18 protein-coding genes and 3 pseudogenes are annotated in these 19,984 nt (G+C 77.9%); 12 read left to right on the top strand and 9 right to left on the bottom strand.

Features of this window, described 5'->3' with window-relative positions; translation table 11 throughout:
* The 4 genes and pseudogenes from OVA14_RS13695 (at position 1) to cofC (ending at position 4,688) form a co-directional block, all read left to right on the top strand.
* On the top strand, positions 1-189 hold the full coding sequence (locus OVA14_RS13695; protein ID WP_420710635.1) for a hypothetical protein: 189 nt from the start codon (positions 1-3) through the stop codon (positions 187-189).
* Positions 189-1,307, top strand: a complete 1,119-nt coding sequence (locus OVA14_RS13420; protein ID WP_324288028.1) for a DUF58 domain-containing protein — start codon at positions 189-191, stop codon at positions 1,305-1,307. The genes OVA14_RS13695 and OVA14_RS13420 overlap by 1 nt, the downstream gene beginning before the upstream one ends.
* Positions 1,199-2,926 (top strand): annotated as a pseudogene (locus OVA14_RS13690) (transglutaminase-like domain-containing protein); the annotation flags it as partial. The gene OVA14_RS13420 and the pseudogene OVA14_RS13690, both read left to right, overlap by 109 nt.
* Before the next feature lie 1,015 nt (positions 2,927-3,941).
* Positions 3,942-4,688, top strand: coding sequence for a 2-phospho-L-lactate guanylyltransferase (gene cofC / locus OVA14_RS13685; RefSeq protein ID WP_420710634.1), 747 nt, complete (start codon positions 3,942-3,944; stop codon positions 4,686-4,688).
* On the opposite strand, the gene cofD is transcribed toward cofC, so the two are convergent.
* The 5 genes and pseudogenes from cofD to OVA14_RS13670 form a co-directional block, all read right to left on the bottom strand.
* Positions 4,621-5,589 (bottom strand): 2-phospho-L-lactate transferase, encoded by a 969-nt coding sequence (gene cofD / locus OVA14_RS00955; RefSeq protein ID WP_267504468.1) that lies wholly within the window; start codon positions 5,587-5,589, stop codon positions 4,621-4,623. The two genes, cofC and cofD, sit on opposite strands and share 68 nt — an antisense overlap.
* Positions 5,586-5,921, bottom strand: coding sequence for an ABC transporter ATP-binding protein (locus tag OVA14_RS00950; RefSeq protein WP_267504467.1), 336 nt, complete (start codon positions 5,919-5,921; stop codon positions 5,586-5,588). Before OVA14_RS00950 ends, cofD begins: the two co-directional genes overlap by 4 nt.
* A 230-nt stretch (positions 5,922-6,151) precedes the next feature.
* Positions 6,152-6,268, bottom strand: a pseudogene (locus OVA14_RS13680) (ATP-binding cassette domain-containing protein); the annotation flags it as partial.
* A gap of 137 nt (positions 6,269-6,405) precedes the next feature.
* A complete protein-coding gene (locus OVA14_RS13675) occupies positions 6,406-7,533 on the bottom strand; it encodes an iron chelate uptake ABC transporter family permease subunit (protein WP_420710633.1) in 1,128 nt (375 codons plus the stop codon).
* 66 nt (positions 7,534-7,599) lie between these two features.
* A pseudogene (locus tag OVA14_RS13670) lies at positions 7,600-8,448 on the bottom strand (ABC transporter substrate-binding protein); the annotation flags it as partial.
* Positions 8,449-8,592: 144 nt separating this feature from the next.
* On the opposite strand from OVA14_RS13670, the gene OVA14_RS00940 reads away from it, so the two are divergent.
* The 7 genes from OVA14_RS00940 (at position 8,593) to OVA14_RS00910 (ending at position 14,042) form a co-directional block, all read left to right on the top strand.
* Entirely contained in the window at positions 8,593-9,309 is a 717-nt protein-coding gene (locus tag OVA14_RS00940) for a Type 1 glutamine amidotransferase-like domain-containing protein (RefSeq protein WP_267504465.1), read from the top strand.
* Positions 9,310-9,320: 11 nt separating this feature from the next.
* Positions 9,321-10,076, top strand: a complete 756-nt coding sequence (locus tag OVA14_RS00935; protein WP_267504464.1) for a uracil-DNA glycosylase — start codon at positions 9,321-9,323, stop codon at positions 10,074-10,076.
* A 4-nt stretch (positions 10,077-10,080) separates the two neighbouring features.
* Positions 10,081-10,668 (top strand): GNAT family N-acetyltransferase, encoded by a 588-nt coding sequence (locus tag OVA14_RS00930; RefSeq protein ID WP_267504463.1) that lies wholly within the window; start codon positions 10,081-10,083, stop codon positions 10,666-10,668.
* Between the two features lie 389 nt (positions 10,669-11,057).
* Complete coding sequence (locus tag OVA14_RS00925; RefSeq protein ID WP_267504462.1) at positions 11,058-11,459, top strand: hypothetical protein; 402 nt, start codon at positions 11,058-11,060, stop codon at positions 11,457-11,459.
* Entirely contained in the window at positions 11,456-11,722 is a 267-nt protein-coding gene (locus tag OVA14_RS00920; RefSeq protein WP_267504461.1) for a hypothetical protein, read from the top strand. The genes OVA14_RS00925 and OVA14_RS00920 overlap by 4 nt, the downstream gene beginning before the upstream one ends.
* A complete protein-coding gene (locus OVA14_RS00915) occupies positions 11,719-13,152 on the top strand; it encodes an amidase (RefSeq protein ID WP_267504460.1) in 1,434 nt (477 codons plus the stop codon). The genes OVA14_RS00920 and OVA14_RS00915 overlap by 4 nt, the downstream gene beginning before the upstream one ends.
* Positions 13,153-13,181: 29 nt before the next feature.
* Positions 13,182-14,042: a GNAT family N-acetyltransferase gene (locus tag OVA14_RS00910; protein WP_267504459.1), complete on the top strand. Its 861-nt coding sequence runs from the start codon at positions 13,182-13,184 to the stop codon at positions 14,040-14,042.
* A gap of 189 nt (positions 14,043-14,231) precedes the next feature.
* Here the strand turns inward: OVA14_RS00910 and OVA14_RS00905 are convergent, their stop codons facing one another.
* Positions 14,232-14,693, bottom strand: coding sequence for a hypothetical protein (locus tag OVA14_RS00905; RefSeq protein ID WP_267504458.1), 462 nt, complete (start codon positions 14,691-14,693; stop codon positions 14,232-14,234).
* Positions 14,694-14,727: 34 nt separating this feature from the next.
* Between OVA14_RS00905 and OVA14_RS00900 the strand changes: the two genes are divergently transcribed.
* Positions 14,728-15,981, top strand: a complete 1,254-nt coding sequence (locus tag OVA14_RS00900; RefSeq protein ID WP_267504457.1) for a glycosyltransferase — start codon at positions 14,728-14,730, stop codon at positions 15,979-15,981.
* 5 nt (positions 15,982-15,986) lie between these two features.
* On the opposite strand, the gene OVA14_RS00895 is transcribed toward OVA14_RS00900, so the two are convergent.
* The 3 genes from OVA14_RS00895 to OVA14_RS00885 all read right to left on the bottom strand — a co-directional run bounded on the left by OVA14_RS00895 (position 15,987) and on the right by OVA14_RS00885 (position 19,882).
* Entirely contained in the window at positions 15,987-16,775 is a 789-nt protein-coding gene (locus OVA14_RS00895) for a crotonase/enoyl-CoA hydratase family protein (protein ID WP_267504456.1), read from the bottom strand.
* Positions 16,776-16,855: 80 nt separating this feature from the next.
* Positions 16,856-17,662, bottom strand: coding sequence for a PspA/IM30 family protein (locus tag OVA14_RS00890; RefSeq protein ID WP_267504455.1), 807 nt, complete (start codon positions 17,660-17,662; stop codon positions 16,856-16,858).
* A gap of 75 nt (positions 17,663-17,737) precedes the next feature.
* Positions 17,738-19,882, bottom strand: coding sequence for a TPM domain-containing protein (locus OVA14_RS00885; protein WP_267504454.1), 2,145 nt, complete (start codon positions 19,880-19,882; stop codon positions 17,738-17,740).
* Positions 19,883-19,984: the final 102 nt, after the last annotated feature.

The following is a 19,984-nucleotide window of genomic DNA, read 5'->3' as shown; positions in this document are numbered from 1 at the left end:
GTGCGCGCCGCGAAGGCCCGCGCGCACCTCGCCGGGCGCGACTGGCTCTCGCCCGACGACGTGAAGGAGCTCGCCGCCGCGGTGCTCCCGCACCACCTCGTGCTGCACGACCCGCAGGCGCGCCACGACGACGCGCGCCGCATCGTCGCGCACGCGCTCGCGCAGACCGTCGCCCCCGTCATGCGCTGATGGCCCGCCGCGAGCGCCCCCGAGCGCGCCCCACGGGCCGCGGGGTCATGCTCGCGCTCGCGGGCCTCGGGCTCCTGCTCGCGGCCTACTGGGAGCGGCAGGGGATGCTCCTCGTGCCCGCGGCGCTGTGCCTCGGCGTCGTCGCGCTCGGCTGGTGGTGGGCGCTCGAGCCCGCGGGCCGCGTCCGCCTGGGCGTGCCGGGCGTCGTGGAGGAGGGGCAGGGCGCGACGATCCGGATCGTCGGCGACGCCCGGCACGCGCGCGCCCGCTGGAGCACGCACGGACCCGGTGACGACCGCTCGCTGCTGCTCGAGGGGCACCTCGACGACGCGGGCCGCGCCGAGGTGCCGCTCGGCGAGCAGCCCCGCGGCCGGTGGCGGCTCGCGCCCGTCGACGTCGTCGCGCTCGACCCCTTCCGCGTCGTGCGCACCATCCGCACCGTCGATCCGGGCGCGAGCCTCGTCGTCGGCCCCGCGACGCTCGACGTCGCCCCCGCGACGCTGCGCTCCGACCGCGACTCCGGCAGGGAGGCGCGCTCCCGCACCGCCGACAGCGTCGACGCGATGGTGCGCGAGTGGCGGCCCGGCGATCCGCGCCGGCGCGTGCACTGGCGGCAGAGCGCGAAGCGCGGGCAGCTCATGGTGCGGCAGGAGTCGAACCCGGCGGTCGACGACCACGTCGTCGTCGTCGCGACGGCGCTCGCCGAGGGCCTCGGTCGCGAGGCCGAGGACCGGCTCGCGCGCGCGGCGTGCTCGATCGTGCGCTCGCTCGCGGGCCGGGACGGGGCCGTCGTCGTGCGCGAGACGGGCGCGCCGAGCATCGGCGCAGCCGCGCAGGGGCCCGTCATGTGGCGCGACCGCGACGCGGCGCTCGCGGCCTTCGCGACGATGGCGGCCTCCCCGGCGGCGCCCGCGGAGCGGCCCGGCACCGAGGAGGCCGTGCCGGCGCACGTCGTGGCGCTGCAGGAGTCGGCGCCCGAGCGCTGGACGCTCGCGCCCGGCTCCACCCTGTGGCTCGTCGCCGACCCGTGGGCGGCCGCCCGCGCCGTGTCGCCCGGCTCGCGCGTGCGCGTGCGCCGGTGGATCGACGGCGTGGGGCCCGCGAGGGAGCTCTCGTGACCGGCGTCGAGGAGCGCCGCCGCGACGCCGATCGCGCGGCGGAACGGGCCGAGGTGCGGGCCGAGGCGCGCCGCGAGCGGCGACGGCTCGGCGGCGCCGGCCCCATCGAGACGATCGCGCTCGCGGTGCTGCCGATCGCGTGGCTGTGGTCCACGCGCTCCGTGCTCGAGCCCGAGTGGCTGCCGCTCGGCATCGCCGCGGCGCTCTCGGTCGCTCTCGCCGCCTGGTTCGTGCGGCAGGCGCTCTCGGCCTTCGCGGGCACGGCCGCCGCGGCGCTCGTCGCCGCCTGGTGGGTCACGGCGCTCGCCGGGGGGCCCGAGCACACCGTGCTCGGCATCGTGCCGCTGCCCTCCGCGGTGCCCGCGTCGCTCGACGTGCTCGCCGACGGCATCGAGGCGATCGCCTGGGCGCTCGCGACCCCCATCCCGATCGATGCGCCCGTGCTCGCGGTCGCGGTCGCGGCCGCCGCGATCCTCGCCGTCAACGTCGACCTGCTGGGCCACGCCCTCCGCGTGCCCGCCGTCGCGATCCTCTTCGCCGCGCTCCCCGTGGTCGTGCCGCTCGCGTTCCGCGTGGACGCGCCCACGTGGCACCTCGTGCCGGGTGCCGTCGTCTCGGCGCTCGTGCTCGCGGCGCCGACGATCGACGAGCGGCTCGACCTCGGCCGCGGGGTCGGGCGCGCGCTCGCGCTCGTCGCCGCCGCGAGCGTCGCCGCCGCCGCGCTCCCGCTCGTGGCGCCGAGCCCGCGCGAGGCCGACATCGACCTGCCGACGATCGAGGAGCTCTTCCGCCCCGTGACGCCGGTGCTGCGCACCGACATCGACCTGGGCGACGAGCTCCGCAGGCCCGAGGCGCGCCCGGTCTACACCTACTCCACCTCCGACGGCGAGCCCGTCGTCACGCGCCTCATGACGCTGCCCCTCGCGGGCGCCGCGGGCTTCGAGAGCGTCGCGCCCGAGGCGGGCGCGCCGGGCGTGCTCGTGGAGGGCGCGGACGCCGGCACGATCGTGCGCTCGACGATCCGGATGTCGGACGTGCGGGCCGAGTCGCTGCCGGTGCCCGAGCGCGCGGTCGGCGTGACGGCGCCCCGCGGCGCGACCTGGGACGTCGCGAACGACGCCCTGCGCCTCGAGAACGGCCTCGACACCTCGGGCCTCGAGTACTCGGCGAGCGGCACGCGCATCGGCGCGCTCGAGGAGCTGCCCGCGGGCGTCGGCTCGACGGGCCACGACGACGCGCTCGCGCTGCCGGAGGCCGCCGCGGGCATCGGCGCGCAGGGCGCCGCGCTCGTCGACGACGGCATGGATGCGCGCGACCGCGTCCTCGCGGTGCACGAGTACATGACGAGCGGCCTCTGGGAGTACTCCGAGCAGCTCGACCTGCCCGGCTTCGCTGGCGCGGGCGGCGACGGCTGGGCGGCGCTCGAGGGCTTCCTCGACACGCGCAGCGGCTACTGCGTCCACTACGCGAGCGCCACCTCCGCGCTGCTGCGCGGCGCGGGCGTCGCGTCGCGGGTGGTCGTCGGCTTCCTGCCGGGCGCCGAGATCCGGGGCGGATGGGCCGTGTCGACGAACGAGATGCACGCGTGGGCGGAGGCGTGGGTCGACGGCGCAGGGTGGGTGCGGGTGGAGACCACCCCGGGCGCGGGCACGGGGTCGGTGAGCCCCGAGGGCGATCAGGTGACGCCGAGCCCGACGCCGACGCCCACGCCGACCGACGAGCCGCCGACGCCGAGCCCCACGCCCTCCGACTCCGCCGCCCCGTCCGACAGCCCGCGGCCGAGCGCCTCGGTGCCGGCCTCGCCGGGCGCGGAGCCGGGCGGTGCTGGCGCCGGCCCGCGCCTCGACCCCGAGGCGCTGCTGTCGCTGCTCGCGTGGCTCGCGGCGATCGCGCTCGTGCTCGCCCCGTGGGCGGTGCGGCTCGTGCAGCGGCGGGTGCGGCTGCGGCGCGGTCCGCCGGGCGCCTGGCACGAGCCTGCGGGCGACGCTCGCCGACCTCGGCGTGCGGCTGCCGGCGTCGGCGACCGCCGGCGACGTCGCGGCCGCGATCGAGCGGCGCACGGGCGAGCCGCTGACCCCCGCGGCCGAGCGCGTGAAGCTCGCCGCGGAGCGCGCCGCCTTCGCCGAGGGGCCGAGGGACGGCCGCTTCGAGGGCGACGTGCAGGGGGTGCGCGAGGCCCTGCTCGACACTGCGCCGCCGTGGCGGCGGGCGCTCGCGCTGCTGCTGCCGCCGTCGCTGCTGGGCGTCGTCGCGCGCGAGCGCGACGAGCGCTGACCGGCGCGGACGGGCCTCGCCGCGCGTCCCGCCGGCTCGCGCCGGCCCCCGCCGCGTGTCCGTCCCGACGGCTCGCGCCGACTGCCGCCGCGCTCGATGGGGCAGAGCGGCGCGCGAGCCGCACAGTGCGCCTCGCTGCCCGCGCAGCCCGATCGAGCGCGACCGGCGCGGACGGGCCTCGCCGCGTGTCCGTCCCGGCGGCGCGCGCCGGCTGCCGCCGCGCTCGATGGGGCAGAGCGGCGCGCGAGCCGCACAGTGCGCCTCGCTGCCCGCGCAGCCCGATCGAGCGCGACCTCGAGCCCCGACGCGACGGGGCGCCGCGCGTCCGGCGGCCGCGCTCCGCCGTCGTAGGCTGGCGGCATGCGCTGGACGGTCGTGCTCCCCGTGAAGGGCCAGGCCGGCAAGTCGCGCCTCGACGCGGGCGACGCCCGCGCCGCGCTCGCCGTCGCCTTCGCGCGCGACGCGATCGCCGCGGCCCTCGCGTGCGAGGCGGTGGAGCGCGTCGTGGTCGTGACCGGCGACGACGCGGTGACCGCCGGGCTCGACGGCGTCGAGGTCGTCGCCGATCCGGAGGCGGGCCTCCGCCCCGCGATCGAGGCGGGCCTCGCGACGCTCGCGCCCGAGGCGCCGGCCGCGGTCGTGCTGGGCGACCTGCCGGCGCTCACGCCCGACGCCCTCGGCCAGGCGCTCGAGCTCGCGGCCGAGGAGCACCGCTCGTTCGTGCCGGACGCCCTCGCGACGGGCACGACGATGCTCGCGGCCCTGCGGGCGGATGCGCTGCGGCCGCGCTTCGGCGAGGGCTCGGCCGCCAGGCACCGCGCCGAGGGGCACGTGGCGCTGCCGATCCCGGCCGCCTCGGGGCTGCGGGTCGACGTCGACGAGGCCTCGCCGACCTGCACGTGGCGCTCGACCTCGGCGTCGGCGCCCACACGCGCGCCGTGCTCGCCGGCGCGCACGTCACCGACGCCGCCTGACCGCCGCGCGCGGCGGACGGCCGAGGCCCGCCTGACCGCCGCGCGCGGCGGACGGCCGCGGGCCCCTACCGGACCGCGTCGGCCAGCGCGAGCGCGTCGCGCGCGACCTGCGCGGCCGGTCCGCCCGGCGTGAGCCACAGCGGGGCGGCGGCGGCGCGGATGCCCGCGGCCTCGAGCGCCGGCACCGCGGCGGCGTCCTCCTCGGCCACGAGCCAGGCGTCGAGCACACCGCCGGCCGAGCGCGCGCCGTGGTGCAGGCCCACGGCGGCCGCATCCGGAGCGACGCCGATCGTCTCGAGGCACGCCGCGGCCATGCCGCGCACCGCCTGGCCGCCGATGATCGGCGAGACGCCCACGACGGGCGCCGCGGCCGTCGCGAGCGCGTCGCGCACGCCCGGCACGCCGAGGATGGTGCCGATCGACACGACGGGGTTCGAGGGCGCCACGACCACGACGTCGGCGTCCGCGATCGCGGCGCGCGCCGCCTCCGTGATCCTGGCCCGCTCCACCCCGTGCTGCACGAAGCGGTGCGCGCGCAGCTGCGCCCGCGTGCGCACCCACCACTCCTCGAAGTGCAGCACGCCCTCGTCGGTGACGACGTGGGTGGGCACCTCGTCGTCGGTGACGGGCAGCAGGCGCGCGCCGAGCGGCCAGCGCGCAGCGAGCCGCGCCGTCGCCTCGGTGAGGGTCGCGCCGTCGCGGAGCATCGCCGTGCGGGCGAGGTGCGTGCCGAGGTCGAGGTCGCCGAGCGTGAACCACGGCCAGCCGACGCCGTAGGCCGCGAGCTCCGCGGCCACGCGCTCGCTCTCGCCGGCGCGGCCCCAGCCGCGCTCGGTGTCGCCGACGCCCGCGAGCGCGTAGAGCAGCGAGTCGAGGTCGGGGCACACCTTCACCCCCGCGAGCCACACGTCGTCGCCGACGTTCGCGACGATCGCGATGTCGGCCTCCGGGGCGGCCTCGCGGAGCCCGAGGGCGAACCGCGCCCCGCCCACGCCGCCCGCGAGCACGGCGATCCTCTGCCTCGTCCCGGTCATCGGTCCTCCAGCCTGCGGTAGCGGATGGCGACGCCCTCGGGCGCCGCGTCGATCGTGGCCTCGACGCCGTAGGCGGCGCGGATGCGGGAGGCCGTGAGCACCTCGGCGGGCGCCCCCTCGGCGAGCACGCGCCCGCCGTCGAGCAGCACCACGCGGTCGGCGTGCGTCGCGGCGAGCGCGAGGTCGTGCAGCGTCATGACGACCGGCACGTCGGCCGCGATGCGCCGCGCGAGCGCGAGCAGGTCGAGCTGCGCCGCGACGTCGAGGTGGTTGGTGGGCTCGTCGAGCAGCAGCAGCCGCGGCTGCTGCGCGAGCGCGCGGGCGAGGTGCACGCGCTGCAGGCTCGCCGCCCGAGAGCTCGCCCAGGCGCCGCTCGGCGAGCGGCTCGACGCCCGCGTCGGCGAGCGCGGCGGCGACGATCGCGTCGTCGCCGAGCGCGAAGCCGAGCATCCGGTGGTGCGGGGTGCGGCCGAGCCGCACCGCCTCGCGCGCGGTCAGCCTGCGCCAGCACCTCACCGGCCTGCTCCACGAGCGCCACGCGCCGCGCCCGCTCGCGCGCAGGCAGCGCGTCGAGCCGCTCGCCGCCGAGCAGCACGGCGCCGGAGGCCCTGGCCCGCTCGGGCACGAGGCCCGCGATGGCGCGGAGCGTCGTCGACTTCCCGGCGCCGTTCGGCCCCACGAGCGCCGTGATGCCGCCCGCGGGCGCCGACCAGGAGGCGGCGTCGACGAGGGCGCGGTCGCCCGCGACGACCGAGAGGCCGTCGACGGCGAGGCCCGCATCCGCGCCGCTCGCGCCGCCCGCCCTGCTCGCGTCGCTCACGCCCGCACCCGCCCGGTGAGCATGAGGGCCGCGAACGCGGGCGCGCCGAGCAGCGCCGTGACGATGCCGACGGGCAGCTCCCGCGGATCGAACGCCGCGCGGGCCACGGTGTCGGCGACGAGCAGCACGAGGGCGCCCGCGAGCGCGGCGGCGGGCAGCAGTCGCGCGTGGTTCGCGCCCACGAGCAGGCGCACGGCGTGCGGCACGACGAGGCCCACGAAGCCGATGGCGCCCGAGACCGAGACGAGCGCGCCGGTGACGAGCGCGCAGGCGACCAGCAGGGTCGAGCGGGTCCGGCGCACGTCGACGCCGAGGGCGCCGGCCGCCGCGTCGCCGAGCGCGAGCGCGTCGAGCATCCGGCCGCTCGCGAGCAGCGGCAGCGCGAGCGCGACGCCCGCGAGCGCGACGGGTGCGCTCTGCCAGGAGGCGGAGGCGAGCGAGCCGAGCAGCCACGCGAGGATCTCGCGGTAGGCGTCGCCATCCGCGCGCCAGAAGATCACGAGGCTCACGACTGCCGACGCGGCCGCGGCGACGACGACGCCCGAGAGCACCGTGCGGGTCGGCGTCGCGCCGCCCGCCGCGCCCGCGAGCCCGAGCGTCGCGAGCAGCGCGAGCAGCGCGCCGCCGAAGGCCGCGACGGGCAGCAGCAGCGCGACGCCCGAGACGAGCACGAGCACGGCGCCCACCGATGCGCCGGACGAGACGGCGAGGAGGTACGGGTCGGCGAGCGGGTTGCGCACGAGCGCCTGCATGACGACGCCGACGATGGCGAGGCCCGCGCCGACGGCGCACGCGGCGAGGATGCGCGGCACCCGCAGGTCGACGACGATCGCGTCGCCGATCGCGTCGAGCGGGGAGGCGTCGCCCGTGACCCGCGCCGCGATGGCGCCCAGCGCATCCGCCGGGGCGACGCCCGCCGCGCCGACGCAGGCGGCGGCGACCGCCGTGAGCAGCAGCAGCGCCGCGAGCGCGGCGAGCGCCCAGCGCGCCGGGCGGTGCGGGGCTCGCGGCGCGGCGGTCGCGGCGGGCGGGGGAGCGAGGCGGGTCACGGCAGATCGAGCTCCCGGACCGCGTCGGCCACGAGCCTGCGCGGCCGCGACCGAGCCGACCCCGGCCTCCGCCATCGGGAACGGCACGACCACCACGCGGCCCTCCCGCACGGCCTCGAGCTGCGCGGTGGCGGGGTTGGCGCGCAGCCGCTCGAGCTTCGCGTCGGCGGTGTGCCAGGCGGCGTCGACGAGCACGATGACGTCGGGGTCGGCCGCGGCCGCGGCCTCCCAGGAGAGCGTCGTCCAGGACTCGTCGACGTCCGCCACGACGTTCGTCAGTCCCGCCGTCTCGAGCACGAGCTGCGGGGCGCCCGTGCCGCCGCCGACGTAGGGGGCGTCCTCGCCGGAGGAGTACCAGAGGGCCGTCGGGGCGCCCTCGACGGGCGTCACCGCCTCGAGCGCATCGCGCTGCTCGGCGCCGAGCGCAGCGCCCGCCTCCGGCACGCCGAGCGCGGCGCCCGCCTGCTCGAGCTCGGCGAAGAGGGCGTCCCACGTGAGCGGGGCGACCTCGGTCGAGCGGCATGCGGCGGGCGAGACCCAGGTGGTGACGCCGAGCGACTCGAGCGCGGCGCGGTCGCCCGCCGCCTCGGGGGCGAAGGCCGACTCCCAGCCGGCGACCACGGCGTCCGGCTCGAGCGCGAGCACGGCCTCCCGTGAGGGCATGCCCTCGATCGTGGGCGCGGCGGCCACGTCGGCGTCCGCCGGCTCGGCATCGAGGAAGGCGGTGGAGACGAGGGCCGGGCCGAGCCCGAGCGCCGCGACGAGGTCGGCGGCGGTCGACTTCACGGCGACGATGCGCTCCGCGGGCGTCGCGCGCGGCGCCACCTCGATGCCGCAGTCGACGATCGTCGCCGCGCCGGATCCGGTGGCCGTCGGCGTCGCGCCGGTGTCCGCCGGCGGCGCGGCGGCGGCGCACCCGGCGAGGGCGACGACGAGGACGGATGCGGCGAGCGCGATCGGGGTGCGGAGCAACGGGGGCCTCCAGGGCATGCTGGCGCGAACGGTGTGACGGGTTCGCGCGCGGAGGTGGTGCCCGGCGCGCCCACGATCCTACGCCCGCCCATCCGCGAGCGCGCCGCGAGCGCGCCGCGGGCCGGAGCGGCCGCCCGGCCGCCCCGTGCTTGGATCGTGGGCATGAGCATCCATCTCCTGGGCGGCGGCTGGGCCGACGACGAGACCGCGTGGACCGGCCGCTTCGTGCAGGAGGCGCGCGAGCGCGCGGGCGGGCCGCCGACGATCGCGGTGGTGCTGTGGGCGGAGGCCGAGGCCGACGGCGCGCAGTGGCACGACGACTACCGGCAGGACCTCGCGAAGCTCGGCGCGGGCGAGGTGCGCATCGTGCAGCTGCACGCCGGCCGCATGCTCGAGCCCACCGACCTCGGCGGCGCCGACGGCATCTTCGTCGGCGGCGGCCTCACCCCCGGCTACCACGCTGCCGTCATGCCCGCCGCCGACACCATCCGGGGGCTCGTCGCCTCCGGCGTGCCCTACGCGGGCTTCTCGGCCGGCGCGATGATCGCGGGCGACGTCGCGCTGCTGGGCGGCTGGCGCATCGGGGGCGTCGCGGTGACGCAGCGGGCCTCGGGCGAGGGCCTCGACGAGGTCACGCTCGACGCGGGCCTCGGCCTCGTCGACCTCGTCGTCGACGTGCACGTCGCGCAGTACGGCAACCTCGGTCGCGTCGTGGCGATCGCCTCCTCGGGCCTCGCGGAGCGCGTGGTCGGCATCGACGAGGACACCTCGCTCATCGTCGGCCCCGGCGGCCTCGAGGTCGCGGGCCTCGGCAACGTGTGGACGGCGACGCAGGACGGCGACCGCGTCTCGGTCGCGGTGCTCGCCGCGACCGCCTGAGGCCGCCCTCCGTGGACGCAGCGCAGCCGCTCGCCCCGCCCGTCGACGCGGGCTGGGCCGCGGCGCTCGCGGAGGTCGAGCCGCGGCTGCGGGCGATCGCGGAGCGGCTGGAGGCGGACGCGGTGGCCGGTCGCGCCTGGCTGCCGGCGCCCGAGCGGGTGCTGCGCGCGCTCGAGCTGCCGCTCGAGGCGGTGCGCGTGCTCGTGGTCGGCCAGGACCCGTACCCGACGCCCGGGCACCCCGTGGGCCTCTCGTTCGCCGTCGACCGGCGCGTGCGGCCGCTGCCGCGCTCGCTGCAGAACGTCTACCGCGAGCTGCACGACGACCTCGGCATCGCGCCGCCCGCGCACGGCGACCTCTCGGCCTGGGCCGAGCAGGGCGTGCTGCTGCTCAACCGCGTGCTCACGGTGCCCGCGGGCGAGGCGGGCGGCCACGGCGGTCGCCGCGGGATGGGCTGGGAGGCCGTGACCGAGGCCGCGATCCGAGCGCTCGTCGCGCGCCGCGACGCCGCGGGGCGGGCCGTGCCGCTCGTCGCGATCCTGTGGGGCGCGCAGGCGCAGTCGCTCCTGCCGATCCTCGAGGGCGCCGAGGGCGTCGACGCCATCGCCTCCGCGCATCCCTCGCCGCTCTCGGCCCGCCGCGGCTTCTTCGGCTCGCGGCCGTTCTCGCGCGCGAACGCGGCGCTCGCGGCGCGGGGCGCGGCGCCGATCGACTGGCGGATCCCGGAGGATCCCGAGGCGCCCGCCCGGCTCGACGTGGGAGCATGACCGCATGCTGCCCGAGGAGTACGAGCGCCGGCGGGTCCTCCCGCAGCACCTGAAGGCGCCCGAGCACCGCGAGCCCGACTTCTCCTGGACGATCCGGCGCGCCGAGCCCGGCGACCTCCCGGCGGTGCGCGACATCTACAAGCACTACGTGCTCAACAGCACCGTCACCTTCGACGAGCGGCCCAAGACGCTCGGCCAGTGGCGCCGCACGCTGCGCGAGGCGACCGAGCTGCAGCTGCCGTTCCTCGTGGCGGTGAGCGCGACGGGCACGCTCGTCGGCTACGCGATCGCGCAGCCCTGGAAGCAGCGCGCCGCCTACCGGCACACGGTCGAGTCGTCGGTCTACCTCGCGCCCGCCGCCGCGGGCCGAGGCCTCGGCAAGGCACTCATGGTCGCGCTCATGGATGCGACGCGCGAGCGCAAGGTGCGCGAGATGATCGCCGTGATCGCCGATCAGGGGGCCGAGGCCTCCATCGCACTGCACCGCCGCCTCGGCTTCGAGGAGATCGGGCGGATGGGCCGCGTGGGCCTGAAGTTCGGCCGCGAGCTGGGCATCATCCTCATGCAGGCCTCGCTGCGCAAGCGCCGCTGAGCGGTCGCTCCGGCCCGCCCTCGCCGCTGAGCGGTCGCTCCCGCCCGCCCTCCCCGCCGAGCGGTCGCTCCGGCCCGCCTTGGCCGCTGAGCGGTCGCTCCGGCCCGCGTTCCCCTCCGAGCGGTCGCTCCCGCCGGTGCCGTGCATCGAGCGGTCGTTCGCGGTGGGCGTGGCGAGGCCGGCACCGCCGCACGCGACCGCTCAGCGGCGGGACTCGACGGGAGCGACCGCTCAGCGGTGGGTATCGACAGGAGTGACCGCTCGGTGGCACGTCGTGGCGGGAGTGACCGCCCGGCACCGCGACGAGGATCGCCGTCGGCGCGCGGCCTCCTGCGGGCCACGCGTGCGGCGCGCCGGCGCGTGTCGGCGCGCGGTGGCACGATGGGCGCGTGACCGACTACGAGGCCTGGCGCGCATCGCGCGAGGCAGCAGACGCGCAGGCCGCCGCCGCCGCGGCGGGCGACGCCGCGAGCGCGACCGTCACCGACCTCGGCCCCGGCTTCTGGATGGTGTCGATCGCGGGTGCGACCCGCGGCTTCATCACGCAGGTGGAGGTGCGGGGCGAGCTGCGCTTCGAGGCGCGCCTGCGCCACATGAACCCGGGCCAGGGCACGCGCATCGGCGAGTACTGGGAGTTCGAGCGCGCCATCGCGGCGCTCGTCGCGGAGCCGCCCCGCTTCGTCGGCCGCGACCCGTTCCGCGAGCTGACGAACTACGCCTCGCGCGAGCAGATGCTCGAGCGCACCGAGCGCAGGCGGCTGCAGCGGCGAGCCGGGCGGTACCTCGCGTGAGCGCGACCCTCGTGGAGGCGCTGCGGCGCGCGCGCTGGTGGCTCGCGTGCGCCGCGGTCGCCGTCGCGCTCCTGGTGGGCACCGTCATCGGCTGGCAGGTGGCCTACCCGGGCACGCTCGACGCCGACGGGCGCATGCTCTCCGGCGGCATGCGGCGGATCGCGTCCACCGGCATGCTCCAGGCGCTGCAGGCGCTGCCGTGGGGGCTGCTGGTCGCGGCGGCCCTGCTGCTCGTGCTCCGACCGAGGAGGGCGGCCGCGTGACCGCGATCCACGAGCTCGGCGCGCTCGAGCTCTGGCGCCTCCTGCACGCGCGCGAGCTGAGCGCCGTCGAGGTCGCCGAGCACCAGCTCGAGCGCATCGGCAGGCTCGACGAGGCGAACGCCTTCGTCCACGTCGACCCGGAGCTCGCGCTGCTGCGTGCCCGCGCGGCCGACGACGCGGAGGACCGCACGGGTCTCCTGCACGGCGTGCCCTTCGCCGACAAGCACCTCGGGATGCGCGCCGGCCAGCCGGCCGACCTCGCCTCGCTCGCCTTCGCGGGGCGCGTCGGCGACGCGACCGACCCCGTCGCGGGCGTGCTCGACGCCGCGGGCGGCGTGACGCTCGGTCGCACCGCGGCACCCGAGCTCGGCTTCGCCGGCTACACGCGCTCCGCGCTCCACGGCACGACGACGCTGCCGGGGCATCCGCACCTCCACGCGGGCGGCTCCTCGGGCGGCGCGGCGGCCGCGGTCGCGCAGGGCCTCGTGCCGTTCGCGCCCGGTTCCGACGGCGGCGGCTCGATCCGCATCCCGGCGGCCACGTGCGGCCTCGTGGGGCTGAAGCCCACGCGCGGCCGCATCCCCGCGCAGGGCGGCGTCGGCCAGGTGGGCGGGCTCGTCACCGCGGGCCCGATCGCGCGCTCCGTCATCGATGCCGCGCTGCTCGCCGACGCGCTCATCGGCCGCGTCAACGGTCGGGTGCCGCACACGACGACGCTGCGCTCGCCCGAGCACGACGACGGCTCGCTGCTCGCGGCTGCCGTGCGGGGCGAGGGCCGCTTCCGCGTCGCCGTGCTGACGGGCGGCACCCCGTGGGACGAGGTCGCCGACATCCGCATCGCCCCCGAGGCCTCCGACGCCGTCGCGGCCACGATCGCCGCGCTCGAGGCCGCGGGCCACGAGGTGGGCGAGGTGGCGCTGCCGGATGCGACGGGCTACGCGGCCGCGTTCACGGCGCTCTGGCAGGGCGGGGCCGCCACCGTGCCCGTGCCGCGCGAGGAGCGGCACCTGCTCGAGCCGCTCGCGCGCTGGATCATCGAGGGCAGCGACCACCTGGGCGCCGGCGGCCTCGCGAGCGCGCAGCTGTGGGCGACCGACTTCGAGCGGCGCGTGCTCGCGGCCTTCGCGCCGTGGGACGCCGTGCTCACGCCCGCGACGGCGCTCACGCCCCGCCCGCTCGAGTGGTACCCGTTCGAGGACGGCGAGGCCGACTTCCACGCGCAGGTGCTGCACACGCCGCACACCTCGTTCGTGAACCTCACGGGCCTGCCGGCGATCACGCTGCCCGTCTCGCGCACCGGCGACGGCCTGCCCATGGGCGTGCAGCTCATCGGGCGACCCGGCGAGGAGGCGACGCTGCTCGCGATCGGCCGCCAGCTCGAGCGGCGCATCCCGTGGGAGCGGCGGGTCGTCGACCGGATGCGGGCGTAGCCGCGCACGCGCTGTGCTTGGCTCCTGCCATGCGCATCGAGCTGACCACGCCGTCCGTCGGCGACCTCCCGGCGCTCGCGAGCGCGCTCGACGGGTGGCAGCCCGACGACGTCGCGCTGCAGCTGCACGCGGGCGACCTCGGCTGGCACACGAGGCTCGGCGCGGCGGCGACCGCGGCGGCGCTGCGCGTGTGGCGCGCCGATGGCGCCGCGGCGGCCATCGGGCTGCTCGACGGGCCGGGGCTCGCGCGACTCGGCGTCGCGCCGGCGCTCGCCGACGACGCGGCGCTCGCGGCGCGCGTCGCCGACGACCTCCACGACCCGGATGCAGGGATGCTGCCCGCGGGCGACGCCGCGGTCGAGGCGCGGCTCGCGCCCGCGCTGCACGCGGCGCTCGCGCGGCTCGGCTGGGTCGAGGACGACCCGTGGACGCCGCTCGTGCGCGACCTCGCCGCGCCGGTCGAGCCGCACGGCCTCGCCCTCGAGGTCGTCGACGGCGAGACCTCGCGCGACGGGTTCGGCGCGGTCGTCGCGGCAGCCTTCGGCACCAGGCCGGCGCCCGAGCGGTGGACGGCGCTCGCGGCGAGCCCGCTGGCGAGCCGGGCCACGAGCCTCCTCGCGCGCGTCGACGGCGCGCCCGCGGCGGCGGTGACGGTGTGGTCGGCGGGGGAGGGCCGGCAGGGCATCCTGGAGCCGATGGGCGTCGATCCCGCGTTCCGCGGTCGCGGGCTCGGCCGGGCGATCGTGCTCGCAGCGGCCGATGCGCTGCGGAGCCAGGGCGCGTCGAGCGCGGCGGTCGCGACCGAGACCGCCAACGTCGGGGGCGTCGCGGCCTACCGCTCGGCCGGCTTCCGTGCCCTCCCGGAGTCGCGCGACCTCCTGCGCCCCTGATCCCAGCGCGCAGCCGCCGGTCGAGGAGCGCGCGGCGCCGCCGCACGCGTCACGGGGCCTGCCCGCGCTCGATGGGCCTGAGCGGGAGGGCGGGCGCATCATGCGGCTCGCGCCTCGCTCAGGCCGATCGAGTGCGGCGCGAGCCGCCCGGGCGCGCTAATCGGCGCAGCCGGGCCCGAGGAGGCGCCCTCAGGCGCCGGGCCGGGGGCGCCGCGTCGCCGGTCGCCGCACGTAGCCGCCCGCCTCGAGGCCGGCCTCGATCTCGTAGCGGTTCGTGAGCGCATCCTGCCCCGCGGCGAGGTACATGGGGATGAACCACAGCCCGTAGCGCTCCCACTGCTGCCGGTGGACGTCCTCGTGGCCGAGCACCGCGGTGCTCGTCGCGTCCTTCGTGAGGAACGTCGCACCGATCGTCGTGCCGCCGCGCCCGAACGCCCACGAGGGCAGGCCCGTCACGACCCACAGCTCGCCCTCGCGCCGCTCCTCGCCGCCCAGCGCGCGCCCCCACAGCCGCGCCGCCCGCGTCGCGAACCGATGGCCGGCGCGCGCGAGGGGCGGCGCGGTGAGCGCGCGGAAGGCGGGCCCGGCGGCCTCGCGGCCGAGCGCCCCCACCGCGCGGCCCGCGCGGGCGAGCGCCGAGGATCCGTCCATGCCGGCGACGATACTCGGCGGATATCCTGGAGCCATGCGCCCCGAGCCCTTCGGCGCGCCTCACGAGGCGCCGCTGCGGATCGCGATGGTGTCGATGCACACCTCGCCCGCCGACCGACCCGGCAAGGGCGACGCGGGCGGCCTCAACGTGCTCGTGCTCGAGAGCGCGCGTGCCCTCGCCGGCCGCGGGCACCGCGTCGACCTCTTCACCCGCTCCGCCGGCGCCGCGCACACCGAGCCGATCGCCCCCGGCGTGGCGCTGCACGCGCTCGAGACGGGCGGCGGCATCGTGCGCAAGCACGACCTCCCGAACCTCGCCGACGCCTTCGGCGAGGAGCTCCGGCGCATGGCCCAGACGGCGACGACGCCCTACGACGTCCTCCACGCGCACTACTGGCTGTCGGGGCTCGCGGCGCTGCCGGTCTCGCTCGCGCTCGGCATCCCCATCGTGCAGACCTTCCACACGCTCGCCGAGGAGAAGAACCGCAGCCTCGCCGAAGGCGACCGCCCCGAGCCCGAGCGCCGCGTGCGCACGGAGCGCTACCTCGCGCACGAGGTCGACGCGATCGCGGCCGTCTCGCGCGCCGAGGTCGACGCGCTCTGCGACGGCGTCGGCGCCGCGGCCGAGCGCGTGTGGCTCGTGCCGCCCGCCGTCGACACCGCGCTCTTCCAGCCCGCGTCGGTCGACGCGCGCGAGGACGTCCGGGCGCGGCTCGGCGTGCGCGCCGAGGACCGCCTCGTCGTCTGCGTGGGGCGCGTCCAGCCGCTGAAGGGGCAGGACCTCGCGGTGCGGATGCTGCAGCACCTGCCCGGTGCGGTGCTCGTGCTCGCGGGCGACGCGACGCCGGGCGCCGAGCGCTACCTCGACTCGCTCCACGACCTCGCGCGCGAGACGGGCGTCACGGGGCGCGTGCGCCACATCGGCAGCCTCGAGCGGCCCGCGCTCGCGCAGCTGCTCGATGCGGCCGACGTCGTGGTCGTGCCGAGCCGCACGGAGTCGTTCGGGCTGGTGCCGCTCGAGGCGGCGGCGAGCGGCACGCCCGTGGTCGCGGCGCGCGTCGGCGGCCTCCTGGAGTCGGTGGTCGACGGCGAGACGGGCGTGCTCGTGGAGGGCCGCGATCCCGAGCGGTGGGCGGCGGCCGTCGCCTCGATCCTCGACGACGAGGACCTGCGGCTCGAGCTCGGCCTCGCGGGCCGCAGGGCGGCGGCCCGCCGCGACTGGCAGGACGTCGCCCTCGAGCTCGAGGGCGTCTACCGCGCCGTCGGCGCGAGCCGCGCCGCCCGCTAGATCGGTCAGTCGCCCTCGAAGGCGACGGGGGTGCCCGTGAGGTAGGACTCGGCGGCGCGGCGGGCGTCGCGGGTGCCGGCGAGGCGGCGCGTGGTGGGCACGAGGTCGGCGGCGGCGGCCGAGGCGTCCGGGAGCGCCGCGCGCGCCGACGCGAGCGCCGCCTGCACGGCGAGCGGCGCCTGCGCGGCGATGCGCCCGGCGAGCGCCGCCGCGCGCTCGAGCTCGGTGCCCACGGGCACCACCTCCTGCACGAGGCCGATCCGCAGCGCCTCGGCGGCGTCGAAGCGGTCGCCCGTGAGGATCCAGCGCATCGCGTCGCCCCAGCCGAGGCGCGGGAAGCGCAGCGTCGCGCCGCCGAAGGGCACGATGCCGCGCGCGACCTCGAGCTGCGCGAAGGTCGTCGAGTCGGCGGCGACGACGACGTCGCTCGCGAGCGCGAGCTCGATGCCGAGCGTGAGGCAGGTGCCCTGCACGGCGAGCACGACGGGCTTCGACACCTGGCGGCTCTGCACGCCCCACGGGTCGAGGCCGCCCTCCGGCACCACCTGCAGGGTGCCCGCGGCGAGCTTCGGCGCGACGTCGCCGAGGTCGAGGCCGCCCGTGAAGTGGTCGCCCATCGCGTGCACGAGGCCCACGCGGAGCGTCGGGTCGCGGTCGAGCTCGCCGTAGGCGAGCGCGAGCTCCTGCAGCATCCGCTCATCGGCGGCGTTGCGCTTGTCGACCCGGTCGAGGGCGATGCGGAGGATGGGGCCGTCGCGCTCGACGCGGACGCGGGGACTCGGCTGCGAGGTCATGCGAGCACGCTAGCCCGAGCGTGCGAGGAGGGGGCGGACCTTCGTCCGCCCCCTCCAAACGCGTCGCCGCGCGGCGCGCGTCAGCGGTCGACGACCTCCGCCTCGACGGCGTCGCCGTGCGCCTGGCTCTGCCCGGCGGCGCCGAGGGCGCCCTGCTGCCGGCCGGCGCCCAGCTGGCCGCCGCCGTGCTTCAGCGCGGCGAGGCGCGCCTCGATCTCGGTCTCGCGGCCCACGTCCTCGAGGGCCTCGAACTGCGCGTCGAGCGACGAGGCGGCGAGCTCCTGCTGGCCGAGCACCTTCGCCTCCTCGCGGCGGATCTTGTCCTCGAAGCGGCCGATCTCGCTCGTGGGGTCGAGGATGTCGATCGACCGCACCGCGTCGTGCACCTGCGACTGCGCCTCGGCGACCTTCGCGCGCGCGATGAGCTCGGAGCGCTTCGACTTGAGCTGGTCGAGCTTGCCCTTCATCGTCTCGAGGCCGGCCTTCAGCTTGTCGACCACCTCGTTCTGCGACTGGATCGAGGGCTCGGCGGAGCGCGCCTCCTGCTCGGCCTGCATCTGCTTGCCGATGGCGACCTTCGCGAGGTTGTCGAACTTCGCGGCGTCGGGCGAGCCGGAGGCGCGCAGCTCGTCGGCGCGCTGGCTCGCGGCGAGCGCCTTGCGGCCCCAGTCCTCGGCGGCGCGCACGTCCTCCTGGTGGTCCTGCTCCTGGAGGCGCAGGTTGCCGATCGTCTGCGCGATGGCGGCCTCGGCCTCGGCGATCGAGTTCGTGTAGTCGCGCACCATCTGGTCGAGCATCTTCTGCGGGTCCTCGGCCTGGTCGAGGAGCGCGTTGATGTTGGCCTTCGCGAGCTGCGCGATGCGGCCGAGGATGGACTGCTTGGACATGGTGTGCCTTCCTTGCCTGGGGGTCGTGGTCATGGTGCCTGTCGGATGTGGATGCGGGCTGGGCGCCGCGGCGGGCTAGTCGCCGAAGCCGCCGCCCCCGCCGCCGAAGTCGCCGCCGCCGCCGGAGAAGCCTCCGAAGTCGCCGCCGAAGAAGCCGCCGCCGCCACCGCCGAACGAGCCGCCGCCGCCCGAGAAGAGGTCGCCGAGGCCGCCGCCGCCGCCCGCGCCGCCGCCGGAGGCGAAGGGGTCGCCGGAAGCCTGGCCGAAGCCCGGTCCGGAGTGGCCGCCGCTCATCATGTCGCCGAGGATGTAGCCGAGCAGGCCGCCCGTGAGCATGTCCTGCCCGCGGCCGCCGCCTCCGCCGAACATCCCGCCGCCGTAGCCGCCGCGCCGGTAGTAGGGGTTGCGGACGCCGCCGGGCCCCTGCCACCGGTCGACGTCGTCGTCCGCCTCGCGCTGCGCCTGCTCGGCGAGCTGCGTGGCCTGCTGGGCGAGCGCGGCCGCCTGCGCGGGATCCTGGCGCTCGAGCCGGATCGCCTGCGCGAGCGCGTCCTGCGCGGCCGCGAGGTGCTGGCGGGCCGCCGAGCCGATGCCGATGCGGCGCGAGCGGATGAACTGCTCGGCGAGGTCGATGCTCGAGCGCGCGGCGGTGAGCCATCGCTGCAGGTCGCTCGCGGTGCGCTGCTGGCGCTCGCCCTCGGCGCGCACCTGGCCCGTGGCCTCGTCGAGGCGCTGGTTGGCGCGCTGCAGGGCCGCGAGCACCGCGAGGGTGTCGACGGGCACGGCGCGCGCCTGGGCGACGCCCTGCTCGACGAGCTCCACGAGCGGCTGCAGGTCGACGGGTCCGCGGGGGAGCGACCTGGCGGTGGCGACGTCGCCCACCGAGTCCTCGACGAGCTCGGCGAGCTGCTGCGAGGCCGTGCCGAGGTCCTGCTCGGCCCGCTCGACGCCCGCGAGGAGCCCCGAGGCCTGCGCGAGCTCGGCCTCCGCCGTGCGCACGGCGACGGCAGCCTTCGAGCCGTCGCCCGCGGCGGCCGCCTGGCGGCCGACGGCGATGGCCTCGTCGATCGCGGGCAGGAGGCGCTCGGCGCCGGCGATGTTCTGCTGCACGGGCGCGATCGAGCCGCCCGAGTGCCGCTGCCCGAGCCGCTCGAGGGTGCGGCGCGCGTCGCCGAGGCGCTCGCCGAGCTCGGTGCGCAGCTGCGCCGCGTGCTCGATGGCCTGCGCCGCGGTGTGCTCGAGGTCGCGCAGCTGGTCGAACGAGGCGGCGTGCCCCGCGAGCTCGCGGCCCGCGCCGTCGGCGATCTGCAGGATGCGGCTCGACCAGTCGTGCCGCTCCTGGTCGGTGTCGGGGAAGGCGTCGTCGAGCTGCTGCTGCAGCTGGAAGGCCTCGCGGAGGCCGCCCTTCGCCTTCGCGAGGGCCTCCTGGTAGGGCCGCACGGCGTCGTCGCCGAACTGCGCGCCCGCGAAGGCGAGCTCCTGCTCGCTCTGCTGCACGGTGTCGTCGAGCTGCACGAGCGCGATGTCGGCGCGCTGCTTGAGCTCCTCGAGGCTCAGCTGCTGCTGCTGCGCGACCTCGCGCTCGCCCTTGCGCCGCCGGTTCGCCCGCACGGCGCGGGTGATGCCCCACGCGCCGACGCCCACGACCGCGCCGCCGCCGACGAGCGCGACGATCGGCCACACGGCGGAGCCGTCGACGTTCACCTCGGTGCTGCCGCCGTCGCCCGAGCCGCCGCCCAGTCCGACGCCGCTCGCGAGCGCGTTGCTGTAGGAGCTGATCGCGCCGTCGACGTCGGGGCCGTCGTTGAGGTCGGGCTCGAGCGCATCCACGGCGAGCGACTCGGCCTCGCCGAGCGAGTAGGGGTAGCCGTCCGCGACCGCGAGCCCGTACTGCCCGTCCTGCATCGCGATCGCGAGCAGCAGCGCGTCGGTGCCGAGCCCGGACGCGTCGGCGGACTGCGCGGCCCACTCGCCTCGGTCGAGGCCGTCGAAGGAATCGACGACGACGACGTACAGGTCTGCGTCCGCCGAGGCGTTGTTGTCGGCGACCCGCTGCTGCACGAGGCCGAGGTCGCGGATGGTGTCGCCCGTCCTGTCGACGACGACCTCGCCGCCGAGGTCGACGGGGTCCTCGGTGACGAGCGCGCCCGCGCCGAGCCCCAGCATCCCTGCTGCGGCGATGGCGAGCACCGCGACGGGGCGGACGATCCGGACCTGCATCTGCGACTCCCTCGGGCCGACGGATCAGGCTGTCGGCTCGCGGCGAGTCTAGGGAGCGAACCTCGCCGCCACCTTGGGAACCGGGCCGAGGCGGCACGCCCT

The organism is Agrococcus sp. SL85 (assembly GCF_026625845.1).
Classification (GTDB): domain Bacteria; phylum Actinomycetota; class Actinomycetes; order Actinomycetales; family Microbacteriaceae; genus Agrococcus.
This window is presented reverse-complemented; position numbering and strand designations above follow the sequence as displayed.